Genomic DNA, 21,610 nt, shown 5'->3' with positions numbered 1-21,610 from the left:
ATGGCCGGTCAGGTACAGGCTCTCCGGCGGCGCATCCGCACCGTCAAGTCGACCAAGAAGATCGCTAAGGCGCAGGAGCTGGTGGCCACCAGCCGCATCGCCAAGGCTCAGGAGCGGGTCAACGCCTCCAAGCCGTACGCCGAGGCGATCACCCAGGTCCTGACCGCCCTGGCGTCCAACGCGTCGATCGACAACCCCCTGCTGGTCCCGCGTGAGCGGGTCCGGCGGGCGGGTGTCCTGCTCATCACCAGCGACCGCGGCCTCGCCGGCGCCTACAACGCCAACGCGATCCGTACCGCCGAGCAGTTGATCTCGCGGTTGAAGGCGGACGGCAAGGAGACGGTGCTGTATGTCGTCGGCCGCAAGGGCGTCGGCTACTACCGGTTCCGCAACCGGCCGATCGAGGCCAGCTGGACGGGCTTCTCCGAGCGGCCGTCGTTCACCGACGCCAAGGCGATCGGTGACGCGTTGCTGGAGGCGTTCGTCGCCGGCGCGGACGACACCGAGTCGACCTACGGCCCGGACGGCATCCAGGGCGTCGACGAGCTGCACATCGTCAGCACGCAGTTCAAGTCGCTGATGACGCAGAGCGCCGAGGCGCACTTCCTGGCGCCGATGCAGGTCGAGGAGCGTGAGGTCGAGCCCGGTCTTCGTCCGGCCTACGAGTTCGAGCCGGACGCCGACGAGCTGCTCGACGCGCTCCTGCCGAAGTACCTCAACACGCGGATCTACGCGGCGTTGCTGTCCTCGGCGGCGAGCGAGTCGGCGTCGCGCCGGCGGGCGATGAAGAGCGCGTCCGACAACGCGGACGACCTGCTCAAGCGGTACACGCGGGAGATGAACTCCGCGCGGCAGGCCGCGATCACCCAGGAAATCAGTGAGATCGTCGGCGGCGTCGAGGCGCTGTCCTCGGCAGGAAGTGATATGTGATGACTGCTGTAGCTGAGCCCACCAGGGCAGAGGCGACGGGCGTCGGCCGCGTCGTCCGGGTCATCGGCCCGGTCGTCGACGCCGAGTTCCCCCGCGACGCCATGCCCGACATCTTCAACGCGCTGCACGTCTCGGTGACCCTGTCCGAGGGCACCAAGGTGCTGACGCTGGAGGTCGCCCAGCACCTGGGTGACAACATCGTCCGCGCCATCTCGATGCAGCCGACCGACGGCCTGATCCGGGGCGCCGAGGTCACCGACACCGGTTCGCCGATCTCGGTGCCCGTCGGTGACGTGACCAAGGGCCACGTGTTCAACGCCCTCGGCGAGGTGCTCAACGCCGACCCGTCGACCCTGGACATCCAGGAGCGCTGGTCGATCCACCGCAAGCCGCCGGCGTTCGCCGACCTCGAGCCGAAGACCGAGATGCTGGAGACCGGCATCAAGGTGCTCGACCTGCTCGCGCCGTACGTGCGCGGTGGCAAGATCGGCCTGTTCGGTGGCGCGGGCGTGGGCAAGACGGTGCTCATCCAGGAGATGATCATCCGAGTCGCCCGCAACTTCGGTGGTACGTCGGTGTTCGCCGGCGTCGGTGAGCGCACCCGTGAGGGCAACGACCTCATCCTGGAGATGGAGGAGGGTGGCGTTCTCGACAAGACCGCCCTCGTCTTCGGCCAGATGGACGAGCCGCCGGGCACCCGCCTGCGCGTCGCCCTCTCCGCGCTGACCATGGCGGAGTACTTCCGTGACGTGCAGAACCAGGAGGTGCTGCTCTTCATCGACAACATCTTCCGGTTCACCCAGGCCGGTTCCGAGGTCTCCACCCTGCTCGGCCGCATGCCGTCGGCCGTGGGTTACCAGCCCACGCTGGCCGACGAGATGGGCGAGCTGCAGGAGCGGATCACCTCGGTCCGGGGCAAGGCGATCACCTCGCTGCAGGCGATCTACGTGCCCGCCGACGACTACACCGACCCGGCGCCGGCCACCACGTTCGCCCACCTGGACGCGACCACGAACCTCGAGCGGTCGATCTCCGACAAGGGCATCTACCCCGCCGTGGACCCGCTGGCCTCCAGCTCGCGGATCCTGGCGCCCGAGTTCGTCGGGGCCGAGCACTACGCGGTCGCCCGTGAGGTGCAGCGGATCCTGCAGAAGTACAAGGACCTGCAGGACATCATCGCCATCCTCGGTATGGACGAGCTCTCCGAGGAGGACAAGGTCACGGTGCAGCGGGCTCGCCGCATCGAGCGCTTCCTCTCGCAGAACACGTACGCCGCCGAGCAGTTCACCGGCGTTCCCGGCTCGACGGTCCCGCTCAAGGAGACCATCGAGGCGTTCAAGAAGATCAGCGAGGGCGAGTACGACAACTTCCCCGAGCAGGCCTTCTTCATGTGCGGTGGCCTCGAGGACCTCGAGAAGAACGCGCACGAGCTGATGAAGGGCTGATTCGAGCCCCCCATCGCCTCAACGTTGCCGAAGCCGCGCCGACCGTAAAGGTAGGCGCGGCTTCGCCGTTTCTCCCGCCAGCTTTGTCCGTTTTGTGTGGGTAGTGCCGAGCGGGGCCGGTCGGCACTGGTTACTCTTGACCATCGATCCTGCTCTTGATCCGCCGACTAAGGGGAGCGCGTGGCGAAGTCTTCCAAGCGGACGCCGCTGTGGGCGCGGCTCTGCGCGCTCTTCGGCTGCGTCCTCATGGTGATCGCCGGTGGTGCCCTGGTGACCCAGCAGGTGCTGGTGTCGCGCTACGCCGGCGCCGTCGAGACGCAGAACCTCTTCGGCGACCCGGCCGTGGCCGGCGCGCCCGAGAAGGTCTCGGACATCAAGGGACCGCTCAACATCCTGCTGGTCGGCATCGACCCGCGCTCCGACGAGCAGACCCCGCTGTCCGACTCGATCATCGTGGCCCACATCCCCCGGGACCTGAGCCAGGCGTACCTCTTCTCGATCCCGCGCGACCTGATCGTCGACATCCCGCCGTTCGCCAAGACCGGCTTCAAGGGCGGCCGCTCCAAGATCAATGCCGCGATGGGCTACGGCAGCGCCGTCGGCAACGGCAAGCACGACGTGGTGCAGGGCTTCGACCTGCTGGCCAAGACGGTCGGCCGGCTCACCGGCATCCAGAAATTCGACGCCGGCGCGATCATCAACTTCAACGGCTTCAAGGCGATCGTCGAGGCCATGGGCGGCGTCACGATGACGATCGACCAGAACGTGAAATCGGAGCACCTGCAGCCCAGCGGCAAGCCCCGCCCGCGTCTCTCCCGCTGCGCCGACAACTCCTGCGCGCACCCCTATTACGGTCCGCAGGCGCAATACAAGAAGGGCACCTACCACCTCCAGGCGTGGCAGGCGCTCGACTTCGTGCGGCAGCGTTACGGCCTGCCCCGCGGCGACTACGACCGGCAGCGCCACCAGCAGCAATTCATCAAGGCGATGGCCAAGCAGGCGCTGAGCAAGAACGTGGTGACCAACCCGGCCAAACTCGACGCGGTGCTCAAGGCGGCCGGCAAGGCGCTCATCTTCGACGGCGGCGGGCACAGCGTGGTCGACTGGGCCTTCGCGATGAAGAACCTGCGCTCCGACGACATGACCCTGATCAAGCTGCCCGGCAGCTCGGTCATCGTCAACGGCGACTACCGCGGCGAGGAGCTCGACTCGACCGCGAAGGACTTCTTCGCCTCGGTGCGGCAGGACCAGGTGCGTACCTTCATCTTCCGCAACCCGCAATACATCAACACGAACAGCTGATCACGTGGCGGTCACCACCCCCGGCCACGGCCGGGAGGGGCTCCGTCTAGACTTCACCCAATAGTTGAAGCAGCCTGAACAGGGAGACAGCGTGGCCAACCAGCTGCCCGTCAAGGTCGTCGCCGTCGAGGAGCGTGTCTGGTCCGGCGAGGCCGAAATGCTCGTCGCGCGCACCACCGAGGGTGAGATCGGTGTGCTGCCGGGTCACTCGCCGCTTCTGGGCCTGCTCAAGGAGCCGTCGCAGGTGCGGGTCAAGCTCGCCGGTGGTGAGCAGCTGACCTATGACGTGACCGGCGGTTTCCTCTCGATCGACGCCGACGGTGTGACCGTCCTGGCCGAGAGCGCCACGCCCGCCACCCCCGAGTCCCGCTGACGCCGGCGATGCGGGTTCTGGAAATCTTCGGAATCTGCGTCGTCGCGCTGCTCGTGCTCCTGTTACTGGTCTTCTTCCGCCGCCGGGTGCTCAAATTCGGCGGCGGCACGATCCGGTTGCAGATCCGGGTCAGCACCCTCGTGCCGGGCCGCGGCTGGTCCCCGGCGATCGGTCAGTTCGCCGGCGGCGAGCTCCGGATCCACCGCATGTTCAGCTTCGCCTTCCGCCCCAAACGCATTCTCGACCGCGCGACGACCACGGTCGAGGGCCGCCGCGATCCCGAGGGGCCCGAGCGGCTCACCATGCCCGGCCACTGGGTCATCCTGCGCCTGGCCACCACCCTCGACGAGCTAGAGATCGCGATGGCCGAGTCGACCGTGACCGGCTTCCTCTCCTGGCTCGAGGCCGCGCCGCCGGGCCAGCCGGGCAGTGTCGCGCCCCGCCCGGCCATCCGTCCCGACCCGATCGAGCAGTGACAGCCGCCCGGCGCCGATTGGCTCTCGCCCGGTAAGGCTCGGTCTCCTACCGTCGGGGCATGCGCATCCGAATCGTCGACGCCTTCACCGACCAGCCGTTCGCCGGCAACCCGGCCGGAGTGGTCGTGCTCGACCAGCCAGAGTTCCCCGGCGAGCAGTGGATGAGCCGGGTCGCGACCGAGGTCAACCTCTCCGAGACCGCCTTCGTCCACCCGCTTCCGCCCGGTGGCGAGGCCGATTACGCGCTGCGCTGGTTCACCCCGGCGGTCGAGGTCAACTTGTGTGGGCACGCCACGCTGGCCACCGCACACGTGCTGGCGGTCGACGGCACGGTGCGGTTCGCCACCCGCAGCGGCGTGCTGACCGCGACCGCCGGTGACAAGGGCTGGTTCACGCTCGACTTCCCGACCGCGCCGCTGGCTCCCGTGGCGGCCGACCCCGAGCTGCTCGACGTGCTCGGCGCCGAAGCGGTATCGGTGCACCACACCGGCCCCAACACCGACGACTTCCTGCTCGAGCTGCTCGACGAGACCGCCGTACGGGATCTGACACCCGACCTGAGAGCGCTGGCCGGCTATGAGCAACGCGGCGTGATCGTCACCGCCCGGGCCGACGACCCGGACGGCGGCTACGACTTCGTGTCCCGCTTCTTCGGCGCGGCGGCCGGGGTGGGGGAGGACCCGGTGACCGGCAGCGCGCACACCGCGCTGGCCCCGTTCTGGTCGGAAAAGCTGGGCGGCCGCACCGAACTCGTCGGCTACCAGGCCTCGGCCCGCGGCGGCTTCGTGCGGGTGTCCCTGCGCGGCGACCGCGCCCATCTGACCGGCCAGGCGGTCACGGTGATCGACGGCTCTCTGCTGGTGTAACCCTCCGTTCCATCAGGCCGTCGTGGAGGCGGTCGCGGAGGGCGTTGGCTCGCTCGCGGGGGGAGTGGGCGGTGCAGGTCGCGCAGGACGACGCGGAGCAGGACGTTCACCTCGCCGTCGCGGATGGCCAGCCGGGCCCGTGAGGCTGCGGGCAGGGCGTCCGGTGGTGTCGCCGACTTGATGGTCACCTCCTCGACGAGGGCGGCGTCCGGGCCGAGCAGGGAGCGGACCCGGTCGCCCAGGTCCTCGGCGGTCACGTCCGCGGGCAGAGCCACTGACAGGTCACGGCGGGCGGCCGGCTGCGCGGACACCGGGCGGTACGGCGTCAGGTCGGTCATCTGCTGCCGGATGCGCGGCTCGGCCGAGCGCAGCAGCCGGATGTCGTCGATGCCCTTGCGCAGCATCAGCAGGCGGTCGAGGCCCAGCCCCAGGGCCAGCCCGCGCCGGTCCGGGCCGATCACGGGGACCGCGGCGACCCCGCACTCGCCGATCTCCACCCACGCGTCGCCGGACCACGCCTCGATCTCGAGCCCGTCGGTCGTGTAGGGGTGGGAGGCCGGGCGGGTCCGCCAGGCCGTGCCGGGCAGGGCGGCCGCCACCGCGGTCGCGACCAGGTCGATCAACGAGGTCGGCCCGCCACTGTCGCGCCGCGGCCTGGTCAGTGCGGGCGGGCCGTCACGGTCTTGGTCCGGCCTGGTGGCGCGGGCGATGTGCCACAGGTCGAGCTGGTGGGGTGTGCCGGTGTGCAGGCGGTCGATGGAGTCGCGGCGGTAGACGACGCCGGGGCACGCGATCAGGGCGTCCGGGGCGCTCAGCGCGCGCAGGGCACCCGGGATCAGCGCCGACGTCTGGGAGCGCAACATCCGCCGCTCGTCGACGTAGCGGCTGTAGCGGCCGTCGCGGGTCGCTGCCTCGGCGGAGTAGCCGAGCCGGTCGTAGTTGTCGGCCACGTCGACGATGCGGTCGCCGCGGTGGACGATCAGTTCGGCGCCGGGCCATCGGGTGGTCGCGGCGTCGAGCACGGCCCGGACGATCGCCTGGATCGCGTGCGGGCCCTGGGCCGGGTCGGTGAGGTCGCGGACAGCGAGGTCGGATGCGAGGGACATCGGCTTGCTCCTGGAGGTCAGGGGGAAGCCGGAACGAGAACGGCCGCCCCGGTGGGACGGCCGTGAAACTCGGACGCGAAGGTCAGCCGGCCGCCGGAAGGGGCCGGGTGAAGACGACTGCGCGTGAGGTCATGCGTCGATGGTGGCACCTCTGGCGGCGTACGTCATCGGGGTTTCAGCATCAGGCCGCGCCGCCGCCAGGAACCCACTTCACGTCGCCGCCCGGGTTGGCGACGCGGGAGAGGATGAAGAGCAGGTCGGAGAGGCGGTTCAGGTATTTCGCGGGCAGGTCGCTGGTCCGGCCGGGGTCGGCGCGCAGCAGCGTCCAGGTGGAGCGCTCGGCCCGGCGGGCCACGGTGCGGGCCACGTGGAGCAGCGCGGCCCCCGGGGTGCCACCCGGGAGGACGAAGCTGTCGAGGGCGGCCAGGCGCTCGTTGAACTCGTCGCACCAGCCCTCGAGGCGGGTCACGTAGTCCTCGGTGATCCGCAGCGGGGGGTACGGCGGGTTCTCGGTCTCGGGGTTGCAGAGGTCGGCCCCGACGTCGAAGAGATCGTTCTGGAGGGCGGTGAGCACCTTCCGGAGGTCGGCGGGCAGGTCACCGAGGGCCAGCGCCACGCCCAGCGCCGCGTTGCACTCGTCAGTGTCGGCATAGGCGACGATGCGCGGATCGGTCTTGTCGGCGACCTCGTTGTTGCCGAGGCGGGTCTGCCCGGCGTCGCCGGCACGGGTGTAGATGCGGGTGAGGTGAACGGCCATGAAGACACCCTAGGCGGGCACCGAGGAAGCCAGGCCAATACCATGGCCCGCGTGGATGTGATCAGGGTGAAGGGCGGCACGCCGCTGACCGGTGCGGTCGCTGTGGGCGGTGCGAAGAACTCGGCGCTCAAGCTGATGGCGGTGGCGCTGCTCGCGCCCGGCCGCAGCGTCGTCGAGAACGTTCCGCGCATCACCGACATCGCGATCATGGCTGAGGTGCTGCGGCGGCTGGGCTGCCAGGTCACTCTCGAGGGTGGTCAGGCGACGATCGACGTGCCCGAGGCGCCGGGCAGTGAGGCCGACTACGACCTGGTCCGGCGGCTGCGGGCGTCCATCTGCGTGCTGGGCCCGCTCCTCGCGCGTACGGGATATGTCCGGGTCGCCCTCCCCGGCGGCGACATGATCGGCTCGCGCGGCCTCGACATGCACGTGTCCGGCCTGGCCCGGATGGGCGCGCAGATCTCCGGCGAGCACGGTTTCGTCATCGCCTCGGCCCCGGGCGGCCTGCGCGGCAGCAAGATCTGGCTGGACTTCCCGAGCGTCGGCGCCACCGAGAACCTGTTGATGGCGGCCGTCCTGGCCAAGGGCGTCACCGAGATCGACAACGCGGCCCGTGAGCCCGAGATCGTCGACATCTGCGACATGCTGGCCGCGATGGGTGCCAAGATCGACGGCGCCGGCACCTCCACGCTGACCATCGAGGGCGTCGACGAGCTGCACCCGGTGCGGCACCGCACCATCGGCGACCGGATCGTGGGCGGCACCTGGGCGTTCGCCTCGGCGATGACCCGGGGCGACGTGACCGTGCAGGGGGTGCGGGCCGAGTTCCTCGACATCGCGCTCGACAAGCTGGTCACCGCCGGGGCCACCGTCGAGCCGGGCGACAACCAGTTCCGCGTACGGATGAGCGACCGTCCCAAGGCGGTCGACATCGTGACTCTGCCGTTCCCCGGTTTCGCGACCGACCTGCTGCCGATGGCGCTCGGCCTGGCGTCGGTGGCCGAGGGCTCGTCGCTGGTCACCGAGAACATCTTCGACGGCCGCTTCATGTTCGTGAACGAGATGGTGCGCCTGGGCGCCGACATCCGCACCGACGGCCACCACGCGGTGGTGAACGGTCGGGACCGGCTTTCCGGGGCTCCCGTACGCGCGACCGACATCCGGGCCGGGGCCGGGCTCGTCATCGCCGGGTTGTGCGCCGAGGGGGTCACCGAGGTCGGCGAGGTGCACCACATCGACCGCGGCTATCCCGACTTCGTCTCCGACCTGGCCGGGTTGGGGGTCGAGGTGGAGCGGGCCGACGTGCCCGAGCCGACCTTCGACTTCTAGAGAGCCAGTCGCCGCGCTTCTTCCAGCTGCTCGGCGAAGACCAGCACGACGGTGCGCCCGTCCCGGTCGTACGTCTGGGTGGCTCTGATCCCGGCGTCACCCAGCCGCCGGCGGATGTCGCCGGCGATCTCGGCGTCGGCGGTCACGGCGGCCGGGCAGAGCAGACCGTAGTCGGCGTGGTCGCCGTACTCCGGTTCGCTGAAAATGGAGAGCCCGGCGACGTCGGGCTCGCGCGCGGTTGTCCACTGCAGGCCCATCCGCCAGAAAATCGCACCGAGGAAGCCGACCAGGCCGACGGCGATCAGCGGCCCGACGAGGTACCAGCCGTTACCTGACGCCATGGGCACAGTCTCGCATCGGGGCATGACCTTTTTCCGTGGAATTGCCCCGATCGGGTCACACCCCTGGCCTGAGTCTCCGTTCAGGAGCCCCGCTAGGGTGAACCTGTTGTTTCCGGCGTCACAAAGGGGTGCACTTTCATGGCGGGTCGTTTGGCGGTCATCGGCTCCGGACTCATGGGTTCCGGCATCGCGCAGGTCTCGGCCCAGGCGGGCTGGCAGGTCACCATGCGCGACGTGGACGACGCGGCGACCGGCCGCGGCATGGCGGCGATCCGCGACTCCCTGAGCCGGTTCGCGGCCAAGGGCAAGATCACCGAGGAGGAGGCCGAGTCCACCCTCGCCCGGATCACTCCCACCACCGACCTCGACGCCGCCGCCGAGGCCGACGTGGTGGTCGAGGCCATCTACGAGAAGCTGGAGGCCAAGCACGAGGTCTTCCGCACGCTCGACAAGATCTGCAAGTCCGGCGCGGTGCTCGGCACCAACACCTCGGCCATCCCGATCACCCAGATCGCCACGGTCACCGCGCGGCCCGAGTCGGTCGTCGGCATCCACTTCTTCTCGCCGGTGCCGATGATGAAGCTGGTCGAGCTGGTCCGCGGTTACCAGACCTCCGACGAGACGCTGGCCGCGGCCCGCGCCTACGCCGAGGAGGTCGGCAAAACCTGTGTCGAGGTCAAGCGGGATGTCGCCGGCTTCGTCTCCAACCGGCTCTTCTCGGCCATCCTGGTCGAGGCGATCCAGCTGGTCGAGTCGGGCGTGGTCAGCGCGGCCGACCTCGACACGGTGATGAAGCTGGGCTTCGGCCACGCGATGGGCCCGCTGGCCACGGTCGACCTGACCGGTCTCGACGTGATGCTCAACGCGGCCACCAATATCTACCGCGACACCGCGGACGAGAAGTTCTTCCCGCCGGAGCTGCTGCAGCGCATGGTGCAGGCCGGTGACCTCGGTCGTAAAAGCGGCAAGGGCTTCTACACGTACTGACCTGCTCTACCATGCCTTTAGCGACAATTCGGGCATGGGGGTGGGGATGACGACACGGGTTGCTCCGGCGCCGGAGGACATGCAGTGGGCGCTGGCCGAGGCCAGCAAGGCTGCCCTGGCCGTCGCCCCGGGCTGGTTCCGGTCGTGGGGCACGACGGAGGATCGGTGGTCGGCCATCAACGTGCGGTCGGCCACCCAGGTCGTTGTCAACCACAGCCGGGAGGACGACCGGCACCCCAACAGCTGGACCGTGCGCGCCGTCTTCGGCACCCACACCGTCGAGCTGCGCGTCGGTCCGTACGAGTCGATGGACCAGGCCGTGCTGGTCGCGCACGCCGTCCTGTCGGTGGCCTACAACGACGCCGGCTAGGAGCTCTGCTCCTGCTCCTCGCGGTCGCGCTCGGCTACCCGCAGCCGCACCTGGGTGATCGCGCGGCCGGTGACCTCGGCGACCTCGGCGGTGTGCCCGTCGATCTCCACCTGCTCGCCGGCCTCGGTCGGGATGTGCCCGAGGTGGGCCAGCACCAGGCCGGCGACCGTGGTGTAGTCACCCTCGTCCAGGCGCTCCACGTCGACGCCGATGTCGGGCAGGTCGTGGATGGGGAAGGTGCCGGGCAGCAGCATCGCGCCGTCCGGCTCGCGGACGACCGACTGCACGTCGCGGTCGGTCTCGTCGTAGATCTCGCCGACGACCTCCTCGACCAGGTCCTCCATCGTGATGATGCCGTCGATCGCGCCCCGCTCGTCGACCACCAGGGCCAGCTGCTGGCGCTGCACGCGCATCTGACGCATCGCGTCCGACACCTTGAGCGTCTCGGGCAGGAACAGCGGCGCGTACATGTGGTTGCGCACGGGGCCCTCGGCGTCCACCAGGTCGCGCAGGTGGACCACGCCGAGCACGTCGTCCAGACCCATCGGCCCGGTGACCGGCGCCCGCGAGTGCCGGCCGGTGATGAGCTCGTGCAGGGCGTCGCGCGACTCGGCCTCGGCCGAGACGACCAGGACGTCCCGGCGCGGGACGAGGATCTCGCGCAGGATCCGGTCGGCGATCTCGAACGCGCCGCTGATGATCGTGCGCTGCTCGGGGGTGAACTCCTGCTGCTGGGTGACCAGGTCGCGGATCTCCTCCGTGGTCACCTCCTCGCGGCCGGCCTGCGGGTCGTTGCCGGTGACGCGGACGACCAGGTCGGTCGACTTGCCGAGCAGCCAGACCGCCGGGCGGGAGAGTGACGCCAGCATGTCCAGCGGACGGGCGACGGCCATGGCCCAGCCCTCGGAGCGCTGCATCGCGACGCGCTTGGGGGCGAGCTCGCCGATGACCAGGGTGAAGAAGGTCAGCACTATGGTCACGAGCACGATCGCCACCGGGTTGGCGGCACTGCCGAGGAACCCCAGCGGGCCGGTCAGCGGCTTGGCCAGCGACACCGCGGCCGAGGCGGAGGCCAGGAAGCCGGCCAGCGTGATGCCGATCTGGATGGTGGCCAGGAATCGGTTGGGGTCGCGGGCCAGCTTGGCGAGCGTGCGACCGGTGCGGGACTGCCGCTCGAGCCGTTGCAGCTGGCTGTCCCGCAGCGAGATCAGCGCCATCTCGCTGCCCGAGAAGGCCGCGTTGAGCAGCACCAGGACGACGACGAGGACGATCTGCCAGCCATATCCGCCCATGGCGGCGACCAACTCCTTCTGCGATTGAGGATCCCGCCCGTTCTACCCGAAAAGGGGTGCGGTCAAGCCTGCCCGGCTCAGCCGTCGCGCTTGGTGGTCCACTTGAACGTCATCAGACAGAGGACCAGCGCGAGCACGCACCAGACACCGAGCACGATCGCGACCCTCGGCAGGTCGAACGAGCCGCCGGGCTCCTGCGCGCCGAACGACTCCGGCAGGAACACCGAGCGTAGACCCTGGCAGAGCCACTTGAGCGGGAAGAGTCCGGCCACCGTCTGCATCCAGCCGGGCAGGCTCGTGAAGACGAAGAACACGCCGGAGATGAACTGCAGGATCAGCGCGACCGGAGTGACCACGGCGGGGGCGCTGCGGCCCGTACGGGCGACCGACGAGAAGGCGACCCCGCACAGCGTGCAGGCGGTGATGCCGAGCGCCGAGACCCACAGGAAGGTCAGCCACTTGGCGCCGGAGCTGGGCAGGTCGAGGCCGAAGAAGAGGGTGGCCACGGTGAGCAGGATCACCGTCTCCAGCACGGCGATGAAGCCGACCATCAGCACCTTGCCGCCGAAATACACCCACTTGGGCATCGGGGTGCCGAGGAAGCGCTTGAGCACCCCGCGGTCGCGCTCGGCCGGGATCTGGATGGCCAGGGCCTGGAAACCGGCGGTCATCAGCCCGGTGCCGATCATGCCGGTCACGAAATACTGCGTGAAGCCGACACCGGCGCCGATGTCCCCGGTGAAGATCGAGCCGAAGACCACGATCATGATGGCCGGGAACGCGAGCGTGAAGACCACCTGCTCGCGGCTGCGCAGGAACTGCTTGACCTCCAGGACGCCCTGGTGGTAGCCGAGCGAGGTCACGCCACGTCTCCGATCATCTCGAGGTAGACGTCCTCCAGCGTCGGGCGGGCCACGGTCAGCGCCGGCACCTCGCCGCCGTATTCGCCGGCCAGCTCGTTCACCACCTGCGTCGGGGTGGCGGTCCGGGTGCTTTTCAGGACCCCTTCCGCCGTACGCCAGGAGACTGTGGCCTGGGCCGACTCGCGATGACCGAGCGTGGCCGGCGGGTCGACCGCGATGAGCCGGCCCCGGGCGATCACCCCGACCCGGTCGGCCAGCGCCTCGGCCTCCTCCAGGTAATGCGTGGTCAGCACGATCGTGGTGCCGCCGGTCTGCAGGTCGCGGATCAGCTGCCAGAACTCGCGCCGCGCCTCGGGGTCGAAGCCGGTGGTCGGCTCGTCGAGGAAGAGCACCTCGGGCCGCCCGATGATGCCGAGCGCGACGTCGAGGCGGCGCTTCTGTCCACCGGAGAGCGTGTGGGTGCGGGCCTTGGCCTTGTCCTTGAGCCCGACCCGCTCGATCACCGACACCGGGTCGTCGGGCCCGGGATAGAAGCGGGCGAAGTGGCGGACGACCTCACCGACGGTCAGCTCGTCGAACTCGCCGGTGCCCTGCAGCACGATGCCGACGCGGTTGCGCCACCGCTGCGCCTCCTGGAGCACGCCGGTGCCGCGGCCGCCGTTGGCCACGGCCGGGTCGACACCCAGGACGCTGACCTCACCGGAGTCGCGCTTGCGATAGCCCTCGAGAATCTCCACCGTGGTCGTCTTGCCCGCACCGTTGGGTCCCAGCAGCGCGAAGATCTCACCGGGCGCGACGTCGAGGTCGACCCCGTCGACGGCCACAGCCCCGTCGTAGGTCTTACGCAGGCCTCGCACCCGGATCGCCGATTCCATGGGTACGACCGTAGATGCCCGGTCCGGATCACGCTGTCCGCGGACGACCTCAGCGACTCGACGCGAAAGCCAGCGACATCAGCGTCGCCGCGATCATGCCGCCCAGCAACGTCAGCCCGATGCCGCCGATGTCCAGCCGGGCCTGCAACCGCCGATGCGCGAAGAACGCCGCCACCGGCACCCCCGCCGACGGCGCCACCAGGAACGCCAGCCAGCCCATGATCCGGATCGCCGGGCCGCCCCACACCCCCGTACTGCCGAAGGTCACCAGGCCCGAGCCGACCAGACCGGCCAGCGCGGCGATCAGCGCTCCCAGCAGCGGCAGCAGCGGCAGCGCCCAGCGCGGCAGCGACCGCCGCCCGGCCGGCCGGATCGTGTAGTCGATGCGCTCGGCCGCCTGGGCCAGCAGCACCCGGGGCGACTGCCGCGGAGCCGACGGGCTCGACGACGCCCCGGCACTCGGCAGAGCCCGCGGCAGCGACTCCACCGGCACCGGTTCGGGCAGGTCGCCCAGTGACCGGCCCACCCGCATCCCCCGCGCCCGGCGCAGCTGGTCCCACAGCCGGGCGGCCTCCCGGTCCACTTCGAGCACCTGCGCGGCCGCGGCCCCGGCCCACCGGTCGGCCGACAGCGCGTCGCCCTCGGCCCGGGCCAGCTCGCCGGCCGCCTGAGCGGCGTTCTCCTGGTAGGCCTGTTCGGCGTGGCCCAGGGCGGCGTCGCGGCGCCGGGTCGCCTCGGCCAGGGCGCTGACCATCAACTGGTAGTCGCGGCCGATCGGCTGGCGGTCACGTGTGGTCACTGTTCACCTCGTACGGGACGATGACTTCCGGGGTGCGGTGCACCGAGCGGTCGAAGAACAGGGCCCGCCGGGTGCGCGGATACCAGACCGGGCCGCCGGGCTGGGGATGGAGCGGGGCCAGGTCGGCCCCCTGCACGTCGAGGGCCACCCAGGCGCCGATCGGGTCGAGGCGGGCGCCGATCCCGCCCAGCGAGTCGCGCAGCCGGCTGACCGAGCGCCACCACCCGAGGACGTGGGTGCGCCGCTCGGGGCCCTCGGCCAGCAGCGACCGCAGCGAGACGTCCGCCGTGGCGTCGAGGGCGTAGCCGATCACGTAGTGCGGGATCGTGCTGTCGGTCAGCGGCGGCAGCGAGTCGCACCAGTCGGCCGACGGCAGCTCGGCCATCAGCCGCGCCGCCGGGTGGGCCGCGTCGGCGTCGAGGCAGACCAGGCTGAAGTGGGCCGGGCCCTGCGCGGCCAGCGACAGCGCCGCCGCCGCGAGCACGTCGCACGCCTCGTCGGTGCGGGTGCCGAGCACGGCCAGGTTGCGGCCGGGCATGCGTCCCAGGCGCAGCCGGGCCGGGCGGGCGGCGACGTCGATCCGCTCACCGAGCACGGCGCCGGGCGACGAGCCGACCGGGGTGGCGGCGGTGGGCACCGGACCGGACGGGCGGCATGTCTCGGGCAGCCGCGGCACCGCGTCGCCGTCGAAGAGCCGGGGCGGCTCGCAGCCGTCGGGCCGGTCACGCCACAGGCGCCGCTGCAGGCTGCGCCAGACCAGGCGGTCGCCCGCGTCGGGCAGCCGCACGATCTGGTTGGCGCCGGACGCGCCGGACTGGGTGTTGACCACCGCGTGGAAGCGGGGGATGACCGCGGCGGCCAGATTGTCGTCGGCCAGGATGCGGCGGGCCTTGGGCAGGGCGATCCGCAGCGTGAACTGTCCGATCAGGCCGGAGCGGCCCCACAGCGCCTCGATGCCGGAGACGTCCTGCGAGGCCAGGATGAGGTGGATGCCCTGCGAGCGGCCGCGGCGGGCCAGATCCTCGAGCAGGGTGACCGCCTCGTCGGCCACCGCGTCCCGGCCGGACAGCAGCACCTGGAACTCGTCGATCACCGCGACGATCCGCGGCCAGTGCCCGGTCGGGTCCTCGGCCCGCAGCTCGGCCAGCTTCGACGCGTCGAACCGCTTGGCCGCCTGCGCCCGGGTCCGCAGCTCCTCGCTCAGGTGGCGAAGCATGGCCAGGCCGAACTCGCGGTCCCCGTTGACGTTGATGCCGGCCAGCCGCACCTGGGGCAGCCAGCCGGGGTCGCGCGGACCCGGCACGAAGCGGGCGAACGACACGCCCTCCTTGAAGTCGAGCAGGTAGAGGGCAAGCTCGTCGGGCCCGTACCGGGTGGCCAGGCCGGCCAGCCACGCGTAGATCAGGTTGGTCTTGCCCGAGCCGGACGGCCCGCCGATCAGCGCGTGCGGCGGGTCGTCGCCAAGCGGCACCTCGACGAACGAGCCGTCGGTGCTGTCCCCGATCGGCGCGACCAGCCCGTGCGCCGACGACTCGGCCCACAGCTCACGCGGCTCCAGGTCGGACAGCCGGGCCGGGGGTGGTCCGGCCCGCAGCCGTTCGGCGGCGCCGCGGCAGAAGGCCGTCACCCGCTCGGCCGGTGGCGGCGGGTCGAGCCGGATCTCCAGGTCGCCGGTGAGGTCGCAGGTGGCGGTGCGGTCGCGCACCTCGAGGCGGCGCACGCTCGGGTGCTCGGCCAGGTCCAGACCGCGGACGACGAGGTGGACCCCGCACGAGACGCCGGTGCGCACGATCCGGTCGAGCTGGGCGCGCTGGGCGTTGGTCAGCTCGCCCGCGGTCGCGGCGTCGGCCAGCATCACGACCACCCGCCACGGCTCGGCGCGCGGCCCGGCCGTGGCCGCGGTCAGGTCGGCCAGCGACTGGTGCTCGCCGGCCAGCACCGTCTCGTTGACCCGGCAGATGTGCTCGACCAGCTCGTCCAGCGTCGCGCCGAGGCTGCCCGGCCCGATGAACGAGATGCCCAGCGGCGCGAACGACGCCAGCGTGCCGCCCAGGTGCTCGGGGTCGTAGACGGTGAGTTGCACGTCCCCGGGCCGGGTCGTGCCGAGCGCGCGCAGCAGCAGTCCGGTGATCACCGCGTCGGCCTCGGCCGCCGGGCCGGACACGTTGAGGTGGGCCGCGTCGAGGAACGGGACGAGGGCCGGCAGGGCGGCGGTGTCGTCCACCGTGAGCGTCCCGATCCGCAGCAGGCCGGGACGGGTGCCCGGTTCCGGTTCGGTCGGCGACCACATGCGCCAGGGCAGCCCGGCCGCCCCGCTCGCGCTCAGCGCGGCCAGGTGGCGGACGTTGCCGGCGAGCCGGGACGACTCGAACTGGAAGCGGCGCTGCACGTCGCGACGGGCCGCGTCGCGGGCCTCGGCGAGCTGGTTGAGGCACGTCGAGTACGCGTCCCGGACGAGCCGCCGCCGATTCTGCGTCTCACCCCGGGCCGACTCCGCCTCGGCCAGCACGGCCCGGGCCGCCCCGCGCGCCTCGGCCAATTCCTGCCGGACGGCGGCCACCAGCGCGTTGCGATGGCTACCCACTCGAACCCCCGTATCGCACGATGGGGGATTTTACTGATTTGCGCCCGTATCGGCCGATTATGTGCTGCGTGTCGGCGCGGTCCGGTTACCCCGGGGACGGGCCACGCCGCGCGCGTCGGTGCTGGTCAACTCGGCCCACAGCCGGGCCGCGACCAGGTCGGCGCCCTCGTTGTGCCACCGCCGCAGCGTCCCGCGCGGCACGTAACCTCGCATCCACTCGACCGCCTGCCGGGCGTCGCGCTCGAGCCCGTCCGTGCGCAGCCGTCGCGCGTACGGGTTGAGGCCGAGCACCGTGCCGAAGTGCAACGTGTTGTAGTGCCGCCACTCGTCGCTGGTCTCGAAGGAGCCGGCCGGGCGCAGGCTGTCGACGCTGTCGCGCAGCACCGCGCGTAGCTCGGTCGCCCTTTCGAGCGGCTGGTCGAGCGCCCCGGTCAGCCGCCGGTCGACCGCGGGCAGGTCGGTGAGCGGGCTGCGCATCAGCCGGCCCAGGTTGCCGTAGTTGTCCAGCGCCTGCCGCGCGTACCGGAGGAAGTCCTCCTCGGCGGTGGTGCGCAGACGGCGGCGCGACTGATGCCGGGGGAGCGCGTCGGCCAGCAGCGACAGCGCCGACCGGCTCCGGCGCAGCCGCTCGTCGCGGACGGCCAGCAGGTCGAGCCCGCGGCGCACCGGACCGGCCAGCCCGGTCATCGTCATCACCACGGCGAGCAGGCCGAACTGCAGGAACGTGAGGACCGGTTCGTCGTCGACCGCGATCAGCGTGACCGCGACCGGACCGCCCACCAGCACGGTCACCACGGCGGCGGCGGTGGCCGAGCGGACCAGATCGGGCCGCAGCCGCTCGCCGACGTCGATCGCGTCCGACACCGCGACCAGGAAGCCCAGCATCAGCAGATCGACCCCGATCGCCCCCACCACCAGGCCGGAGGCCCCGAGGTCGATCGGCAGCAGCAGGGCGGCCAGGGCGAGGGCGTAGAGGGTGGCCGCGACCGCCAGCGCCGCGGTCAGCATCGGCGGCCGGACCTGGTCGCGGAACCGGCCGAGCAGCACCAGGCCGCCCAGGAGCGGGGCCAGGACGACCAGCCGGCCGGCCGCCGGGAGCACGATCGTGATCGCCAGCAGGACGCCGGTCAGCACCATCCAGCCGAGGTTGATCTGGCGCCGCTCGGCCACCGAGGAGGGCAGCAACGCGACCGCGGCCCCGGCCCAGAGCAGGGCCGGGACGCAGAGCAGGACCTGGGTGGCGGTGCCGTCGGGGTCGACCGTCCACAGTGTTACCCCGGCGGCGTAGGCCAGCAGTGCCCCTGCTGCCCGTACCGCGGCGGGCCGGGCCGGATCGCGGCCGGCCAGGTAACAGGCGGCCCACCACGTCAGGGCGAAGGCGGGTACGGCGATCGCGGGCACCCGGAGAGTCAACCAAACAGCTGCGGCGCGCCGGAACCCGACAGTGCCTTGCGCCGCCGGCGCCGGCGCACCACCCAGAACCCGGCCAGCACCATCACCACGAGTCCGACCAGGACCAACACCGGCAACAGGATGGCCAGAACGGACATCACGACGCTGCCAATGTCTTCCGCCGTGCTGGCCACCGGGGCGCCGAACCCGGCCGTTGTGGCGTTCACCACGGGCCGGGAGGTCGCCTTGACCCCGTGCACCACGAGCGCGATCACCACCCCGGCGGCGATCGGGATCCACTGGTGCGACCCGAAGAACGAGCCGGGGTCGCTGACCGTGACCGTCTCGGAGGACGACCCGGCCCCGAAGGCGAGGCCGCCCGCGGTCGGCCGGACGACGGTCTGCACCACGTCGTTGACGTGGTCGACCACCGGCACCTTGTCCGCGACGACCTCGACGGCCAGCAGCAGGGCCAGGATCAGCAGGGTCCAGCCGTTGGACAGCCAGCTCCAACCGGTCGGCAGGTCGATCGTGTCGGTGTAGCGGGCCAGCAGGCCCATGGTGAGCAGGGGGATGTAGGCATTGAGCCCGGCGGATGCGGCCAGGCCGGTGCCGGTGAGCGCTTCGAGCACGGCTCCAGGATGACAAACCCCTGCGAACGCCGCTTGGCTCGCGCGTCCGGCGTGACGGTACTGTCGTCCGGTGCGCCTGGTCATCGCGAAGTGCTCGGTCGATTATGTCGGCCGGTTGTCCGCCCACCTGCCCACCGCCGTCCGGCTGGTGATGGTCAAGGCCGACGGCTCGGTCTCGATTCACGCCGACGACCGGGCCTACAAGCCGCTCAACTGGATGAGCCCGCCCTGCAAGCTGCAGGAGGCGCCGGGCGTCTGGAAGGTGGTCAACAAGGCCGGCGAGGAGCTCCGGATCACCCTGGAGGAGATCTTCCAGGACACGTCGTACGAGTTGGGCATCGATCCCGGCCTGGTCAAGGATGGCGTCGAGGCGCACCTGCAGGAGCTGCTGGCCGCCCACCCCGAGACGTTCGGCGAGGGCTGGACCCTGGTGCGCCGCGAGTTCATGACCGCCATCGGCCCGGTCGACCTGCTGCTCAAGGACGCCACCCACGGCTCGGTGGCCGTCGAGGTGAAGCGCCGAGGCGACATCGACGGCGTCGAGCAGCTCACCCGCTACCTCGAGCTGATGAACCGCGACCCGCTGCTGGCCCCGGTGCGGGGTGTCTTCGCCGCCCAGGAGATCAAGCCCCAGGCCCGCGTGCTCGCCACCGACCGGGGCATCCGCTGCCTGGTCGTCGACTACGACAAGCTGCGCGGCATGGAACGCGACGAGCTGACCCTCTTCTAGTGCGATAGCTCGGTGCGGTCGTCCCCGGTGGTGCCGGACAGATAGAAGCGGGCGCCGGCCACGCCGATGATCGCCTGCAGCAGCACCGTCGTCCAGGAGAGCGTGCCCTGGGCGATGGCGATCCAGGCCGGGATGCCGAGCAGCAGGAGGTCGGGCCCCATCACCGCGTTGACCAGGGGGCCGGTCGACAGCGTGCCCATCGGGGTGTCCAGCGGCAGCAGTTCGTTGCGGACGAAGCCGACCCGGGCGCGGTGCACCGCGGCGGCCGCCCCGATCGGGCCGAGCACCAGGCCCAGCGCCCACCACGGTCCGGCCGGCAGGTCGCCCAGGACGTCGAGCGCGGTCAGCGCGAGGGCGGCCCACAGACCGGCCAGCACGCCCGGGACCCACAGCCGCTGGAAGACGGCCTGCCGGGACGACAGCCCGAGCAGCCGCAGGAGCACCGGGTTGCCGGCGTCGGTCTTCACGTTGCCGCCGGCCGTCATGCCGGCGATCAGGCAGCCGAGCAGGACGGCGGCGCCCAGCACCCAGCCCGGAGCCCCGCCGAGCAGCACCGGCAGCGCGGCCCCGAGCACCAGCCACATCAGCCGGCTGCGGCGGCGCAGCGCCAGCAGCAGGTCTTGCGCGACCAGCACGGGCAGCCGGGGGAACAGGCGGGTCGAGCGCAGGCGCCGGCGGGCCCAGTAACGGCGCTCGATCATGTCGGTCAGGAACGACGGCTCGATGCCGAAAGCCGTGTCGAAGAGCGTGCCGGCCGTGCGCGAGGCCTCCAGGATGCGGTCGCTCGGCGTGGCCGCGAGCCCGCGGACGACCAGGGCCAGCGCGACCACCACGAGCGCGGCCAAGGCGCCCACGATCGGGGTCAGCGTGGTGACCGCGGGCCACTGCTCGATGGTCAGCGGGCGGTCGAGCGTCGTGCTGGTGACCAGCCCGGCCAGCCCGGCCGCGAAGATCAGCCCGGCCAGCCGGTCGAGCGCGGTGCCCCACGGTCCGCCCGCCTGGGCCGCCGTGGCGACCAGCAGCAGGGCCAGCCCGGCCAGCCCACCCCCGGCGACCAGCAGCGCCACCTCGTCACCGGCCTCGGCCCGGGGCGCGGCGTGGCCGACGATGGCCAGCCCGGCCAGGGCGCCGATGACCGCGGCGACGAGGCCGGCGATGCGCAGCGAAGGCAGCAGCAGCCGGCGCCGGCTGACCGGGGCCGGCAGCAGCCAGGAGGCCGCCGGGCGGCTCAGCGCGAGCGGGCCGAACCGGCGCAGGGCCAGATAGAGCAACCCGTAGCAGACGGCGACCAGCGAGCCCGCGGCGAGCGCGGACGCGTCGGGCGCGGCCGGCCAGAAGATCCTCGCGAGCTGGCGGTGCAGCATCCCGCCGATGATGGCGACGGTCAGGACGCCGATGTACAGGCTGTTCAGCGTGGCGCCGCGCTCGCGGTGCGACGACTGGGTGCGGCTGATCCAGCGCCGGACGGGAGCGAGCGGGACGGCGGTCACGGCGCGACCGAGCTGAGCGACTCCATGGTGGTGATCGCCGCGCCCGAGGCGGCCGCGAAGCCGTCGTCGTGGCTGGCCATCAGCAGCGAGCCACCGCCGGCGACGTAGTCGGCCAGCAGCGAGGCCACGTCGGCCCGGCCCTCGCGGTCGAGGCGCTGCTCGGGCTCGTCGAGGATCAGCAGCGAGCTGGGCCGCAGCAGGGCGATGGCCAGCACGAGCCGTTGTTTCTGACCGGACGAGAGCGACGGCGGGATGGCGTCGAGGTGCCCGGCCAGGCCGAACCGCTCGAGGGCCTCGTCGACCCCGGCCTCCTCCGGATCCTGGCCGTGCGCGCGGCAGACCAGCTCGGCGTGCTCGCGGGCGGTGAGCCCGGGATACCAGGTCGGCGGCTCGACCGTGGTCACCACGGCCCGCCAGAACTCGGGGGTGGCGCCGGGATCACCGCCGAAGACGTGGATGGTGCCCTGGTCGGGCTGCTGCAGGCCGCTCACGCAGCGCAGCAGGGTCGACTTGCCGATCCCGTTCTCGCCGACCACGCAGACGCCCGTGCCGGCCGGCACGGTCAGGTCGACCCCCAGCAGGACGGGCGTGGAGCCGTAACCGACATGCAGGCCGTCGACCTCGACAGCGGGGTGATCCACCACTTCACGGACGCTAGCAGCCGGGTTCCG

General features: G+C 71.5%; 22 protein-coding genes. 10 read left to right on the top strand and 12 right to left on the bottom strand.

The window, feature by feature from the left end:
- The 6 genes from NAG42_RS01780 to NAG42_RS01755 all read left to right on the top strand — a co-directional run bounded on the left by NAG42_RS01780 (position 1) and on the right by NAG42_RS01755 (position 5,392).
- Positions 1-930, top strand: a complete 930-nt coding sequence (locus tag NAG42_RS01780; RefSeq protein ID WP_250027438.1) for a F0F1 ATP synthase subunit gamma — start codon at positions 1-3, stop codon at positions 928-930.
- Positions 927-2,375, top strand: a complete 1,449-nt coding sequence (gene atpD, locus NAG42_RS01775) for a F0F1 ATP synthase subunit beta (RefSeq protein WP_438872339.1) — start codon at positions 927-929, stop codon at positions 2,373-2,375. Before NAG42_RS01780 ends, atpD begins: the two co-directional genes overlap by 4 nt.
- A gap of 180 nt (positions 2,376-2,555) precedes the next feature.
- Positions 2,556-3,677: an LCP family protein gene (locus NAG42_RS01770; protein ID WP_438872338.1), complete on the top strand. Its 1,122-nt coding sequence runs from the start codon at positions 2,556-2,558 to the stop codon at positions 3,675-3,677.
- A gap of 91 nt (positions 3,678-3,768) precedes the next feature.
- Positions 3,769-4,050, top strand: a complete 282-nt coding sequence (locus tag NAG42_RS01765; protein ID WP_250027436.1) for a F0F1 ATP synthase subunit epsilon — start codon at positions 3,769-3,771, stop codon at positions 4,048-4,050.
- Between the two features lie 8 nt (positions 4,051-4,058).
- On the top strand, positions 4,059-4,526 hold the full coding sequence (locus NAG42_RS01760) for a DUF2550 domain-containing protein (protein WP_250027435.1): 468 nt from the start codon (positions 4,059-4,061) through the stop codon (positions 4,524-4,526).
- Between the two features lie 59 nt (positions 4,527-4,585).
- Positions 4,586-5,392: a PhzF family phenazine biosynthesis protein gene (locus NAG42_RS01755; RefSeq protein WP_250027434.1), complete on the top strand. Its 807-nt coding sequence runs from the start codon at positions 4,586-4,588 to the stop codon at positions 5,390-5,392.
- Here the strand turns inward: NAG42_RS01755 and srmL are convergent.
- Together srmL and NAG42_RS01745 are read right to left on the bottom strand one after the other, a co-directional pair.
- Entirely contained in the window at positions 5,284-6,498 is a 1,215-nt protein-coding gene (gene srmL / locus NAG42_RS01750) for a PheS-related mystery ligase SrmL (RefSeq protein ID WP_250027433.1), read from the bottom strand. The two genes, NAG42_RS01755 and srmL, sit on opposite strands and share 109 nt — an antisense overlap.
- A gap of 181 nt (positions 6,499-6,679) precedes the next feature.
- Positions 6,680-7,255, bottom strand: a complete 576-nt coding sequence (locus tag NAG42_RS01745; RefSeq protein WP_250027432.1) for a cob(I)yrinic acid a,c-diamide adenosyltransferase — start codon at positions 7,253-7,255, stop codon at positions 6,680-6,682.
- 42 nt (positions 7,256-7,297) lie between these two features.
- Here NAG42_RS01745 and murA point away from each other — a divergent pair, with 42 nt between their 5' ends.
- Positions 7,298-8,584 carry a UDP-N-acetylglucosamine 1-carboxyvinyltransferase gene (murA, locus tag NAG42_RS01740; protein ID WP_250027431.1) on the top strand — a complete coding sequence of 429 codons (1,287 nt, stop codon included), beginning with the start codon at positions 7,298-7,300 and terminating at the stop codon, positions 8,582-8,584.
- Here murA and NAG42_RS01735 read toward each other — a convergent pair.
- A complete protein-coding gene (locus NAG42_RS01735; RefSeq protein WP_250027430.1) occupies positions 8,581-8,925 on the bottom strand; it encodes a hypothetical protein in 345 nt (114 codons plus the stop codon). The genes murA and NAG42_RS01735 overlap by 4 nt on opposite strands.
- Positions 8,926-9,063: 138 nt before the next feature.
- Between NAG42_RS01735 and NAG42_RS01730 the strand changes: the two genes are divergently transcribed.
- The gene (locus tag NAG42_RS01730) at positions 9,064-9,912 is read left to right on the top strand and encodes a 3-hydroxyacyl-CoA dehydrogenase family protein (protein ID WP_250027429.1); all 849 of its coding nucleotides are present in this window, start codon (positions 9,064-9,066) and stop codon (positions 9,910-9,912) included.
- Between the two features lie 46 nt (positions 9,913-9,958).
- Positions 9,959-10,282, top strand: coding sequence for a hypothetical protein (locus NAG42_RS01725; protein WP_250027428.1), 324 nt, complete (start codon positions 9,959-9,961; stop codon positions 10,280-10,282).
- Here the strand turns inward: NAG42_RS01725 and NAG42_RS01720 are convergent.
- The 7 genes from NAG42_RS01720 to NAG42_RS01690 form a co-directional block, all read right to left on the bottom strand.
- Complete coding sequence (locus NAG42_RS01720; RefSeq protein ID WP_250027427.1) at positions 10,279-11,574, bottom strand: hemolysin family protein; 1,296 nt, start codon at positions 11,572-11,574, stop codon at positions 10,279-10,281. The two genes, NAG42_RS01725 and NAG42_RS01720, sit on opposite strands and share 4 nt — an antisense overlap.
- Positions 11,575-11,651: 77 nt before the next feature.
- Entirely contained in the window at positions 11,652-12,437 is a 786-nt protein-coding gene (locus NAG42_RS01715) for an ABC transporter permease (RefSeq protein WP_250027426.1), read from the bottom strand.
- The gene (locus NAG42_RS01710) at positions 12,434-13,312 is read right to left on the bottom strand and encodes an ABC transporter ATP-binding protein (protein ID WP_250027425.1); all 879 of its coding nucleotides are present in this window, start codon (positions 13,310-13,312) and stop codon (positions 12,434-12,436) included. The genes NAG42_RS01715 and NAG42_RS01710 overlap by 4 nt, the downstream gene beginning before the upstream one ends.
- A 49-nt stretch (positions 13,313-13,361) precedes the next feature.
- A complete protein-coding gene (locus tag NAG42_RS01705) occupies positions 13,362-14,111 on the bottom strand; it encodes a hypothetical protein (RefSeq protein WP_250027424.1) in 750 nt (249 codons plus the stop codon).
- Positions 14,098-16,695 carry an FtsK/SpoIIIE domain-containing protein gene (locus tag NAG42_RS01700; protein WP_250027423.1) on the bottom strand — a complete coding sequence of 866 codons (2,598 nt, stop codon included), beginning with the start codon at positions 16,693-16,695 and terminating at the stop codon, positions 14,098-14,100. Before NAG42_RS01700 ends, NAG42_RS01705 begins: the two co-directional genes overlap by 14 nt.
- A 57-nt stretch (positions 16,696-16,752) precedes the next feature.
- Complete coding sequence (locus tag NAG42_RS01695; protein WP_250027422.1) at positions 16,753-18,096, bottom strand: hypothetical protein; 1,344 nt, start codon at positions 18,094-18,096, stop codon at positions 16,753-16,755.
- 8 nt (positions 18,097-18,104) lie between these two features.
- Positions 18,105-18,719, bottom strand: coding sequence for a DUF4126 domain-containing protein (locus tag NAG42_RS01690; protein WP_250027421.1), 615 nt, complete (start codon positions 18,717-18,719; stop codon positions 18,105-18,107).
- Between the two features lie 70 nt (positions 18,720-18,789).
- Between NAG42_RS01690 and nucS the strand changes: the two genes are divergently transcribed.
- Positions 18,790-19,449 (top strand): endonuclease NucS, encoded by a 660-nt coding sequence (gene nucS, locus NAG42_RS01685; protein ID WP_250027420.1) that lies wholly within the window; start codon positions 18,790-18,792, stop codon positions 19,447-19,449.
- On the opposite strand, the gene NAG42_RS01680 is transcribed toward nucS, so the two are convergent.
- Complete coding sequence (locus tag NAG42_RS01680; protein ID WP_250027419.1) at positions 19,446-20,939, bottom strand: DUF6297 family protein; 1,494 nt, start codon at positions 20,937-20,939, stop codon at positions 19,446-19,448. The genes nucS and NAG42_RS01680 overlap by 4 nt on opposite strands.
- Positions 20,936-21,583, bottom strand: coding sequence for an ABC transporter ATP-binding protein (locus NAG42_RS01675; RefSeq protein WP_250027418.1), 648 nt, complete (start codon positions 21,581-21,583; stop codon positions 20,936-20,938). The genes NAG42_RS01680 and NAG42_RS01675 overlap by 4 nt, the downstream gene beginning before the upstream one ends.
- Positions 21,584-21,610: the final 27 nt, after the last annotated feature.

It is taken from the genome of Paractinoplanes maris (genome assembly GCF_023544465.1).
GTDB lineage: Bacteria > Actinomycetota > Actinomycetes > Mycobacteriales > Micromonosporaceae > Actinoplanes > Actinoplanes maris.
The sequence above is the reverse complement of the archived record's forward strand: the minus strand, read 5'-3'. Positions and strand labels throughout refer to the sequence as shown.

Coding starts and splice junctions, on each gene's coding strand:
- NAG42_RS01780 (WP_250027438.1), top strand. CDS start 1: ATGGCCGGTCAGGTACAGGCTCTCCGGCGGCGCATCCGCACCGTCAAG.
- NAG42_RS01760 (WP_250027435.1), top strand. CDS start 4,059: ATGCGGGTTCTGGAAATCTTCGGAATCTGCGTCGTCGCGCTGCTCGTG.
- NAG42_RS01755 (WP_250027434.1), top strand. CDS start 4,586: ATGCGCATCCGAATCGTCGACGCCTTCACCGACCAGCCGTTCGCCGGC.
- srmL (WP_250027433.1), bottom strand. CDS start 6,498: ATGTCCCTCGCATCCGACCTCGCTGTCCGCGACCTCACCGACCCGGCC.
- NAG42_RS01745 (WP_250027432.1), bottom strand. CDS start 7,255: ATGGCCGTTCACCTCACCCGCATCTACACCCGTGCCGGCGACGCCGGG.
- murA (WP_250027431.1), top strand. CDS start 7,298: ATGGCCCGCGTGGATGTGATCAGGGTGAAGGGCGGCACGCCGCTGACC.
- NAG42_RS01735 (WP_250027430.1), bottom strand. CDS start 8,925: ATGGCGTCAGGTAACGGCTGGTACCTCGTCGGGCCGCTGATCGCCGTC.
- NAG42_RS01730 (WP_250027429.1), top strand. CDS start 9,064: ATGGCGGGTCGTTTGGCGGTCATCGGCTCCGGACTCATGGGTTCCGGC.
- NAG42_RS01725 (WP_250027428.1), top strand. CDS start 9,959: ATGACGACACGGGTTGCTCCGGCGCCGGAGGACATGCAGTGGGCGCTG.
- NAG42_RS01720 (WP_250027427.1), bottom strand. CDS start 11,574: ATGGGCGGATATGGCTGGCAGATCGTCCTCGTCGTCGTCCTGGTGCTG.
- NAG42_RS01710 (WP_250027425.1), bottom strand. CDS start 13,312: ATGGAATCGGCGATCCGGGTGCGAGGCCTGCGTAAGACCTACGACGGG.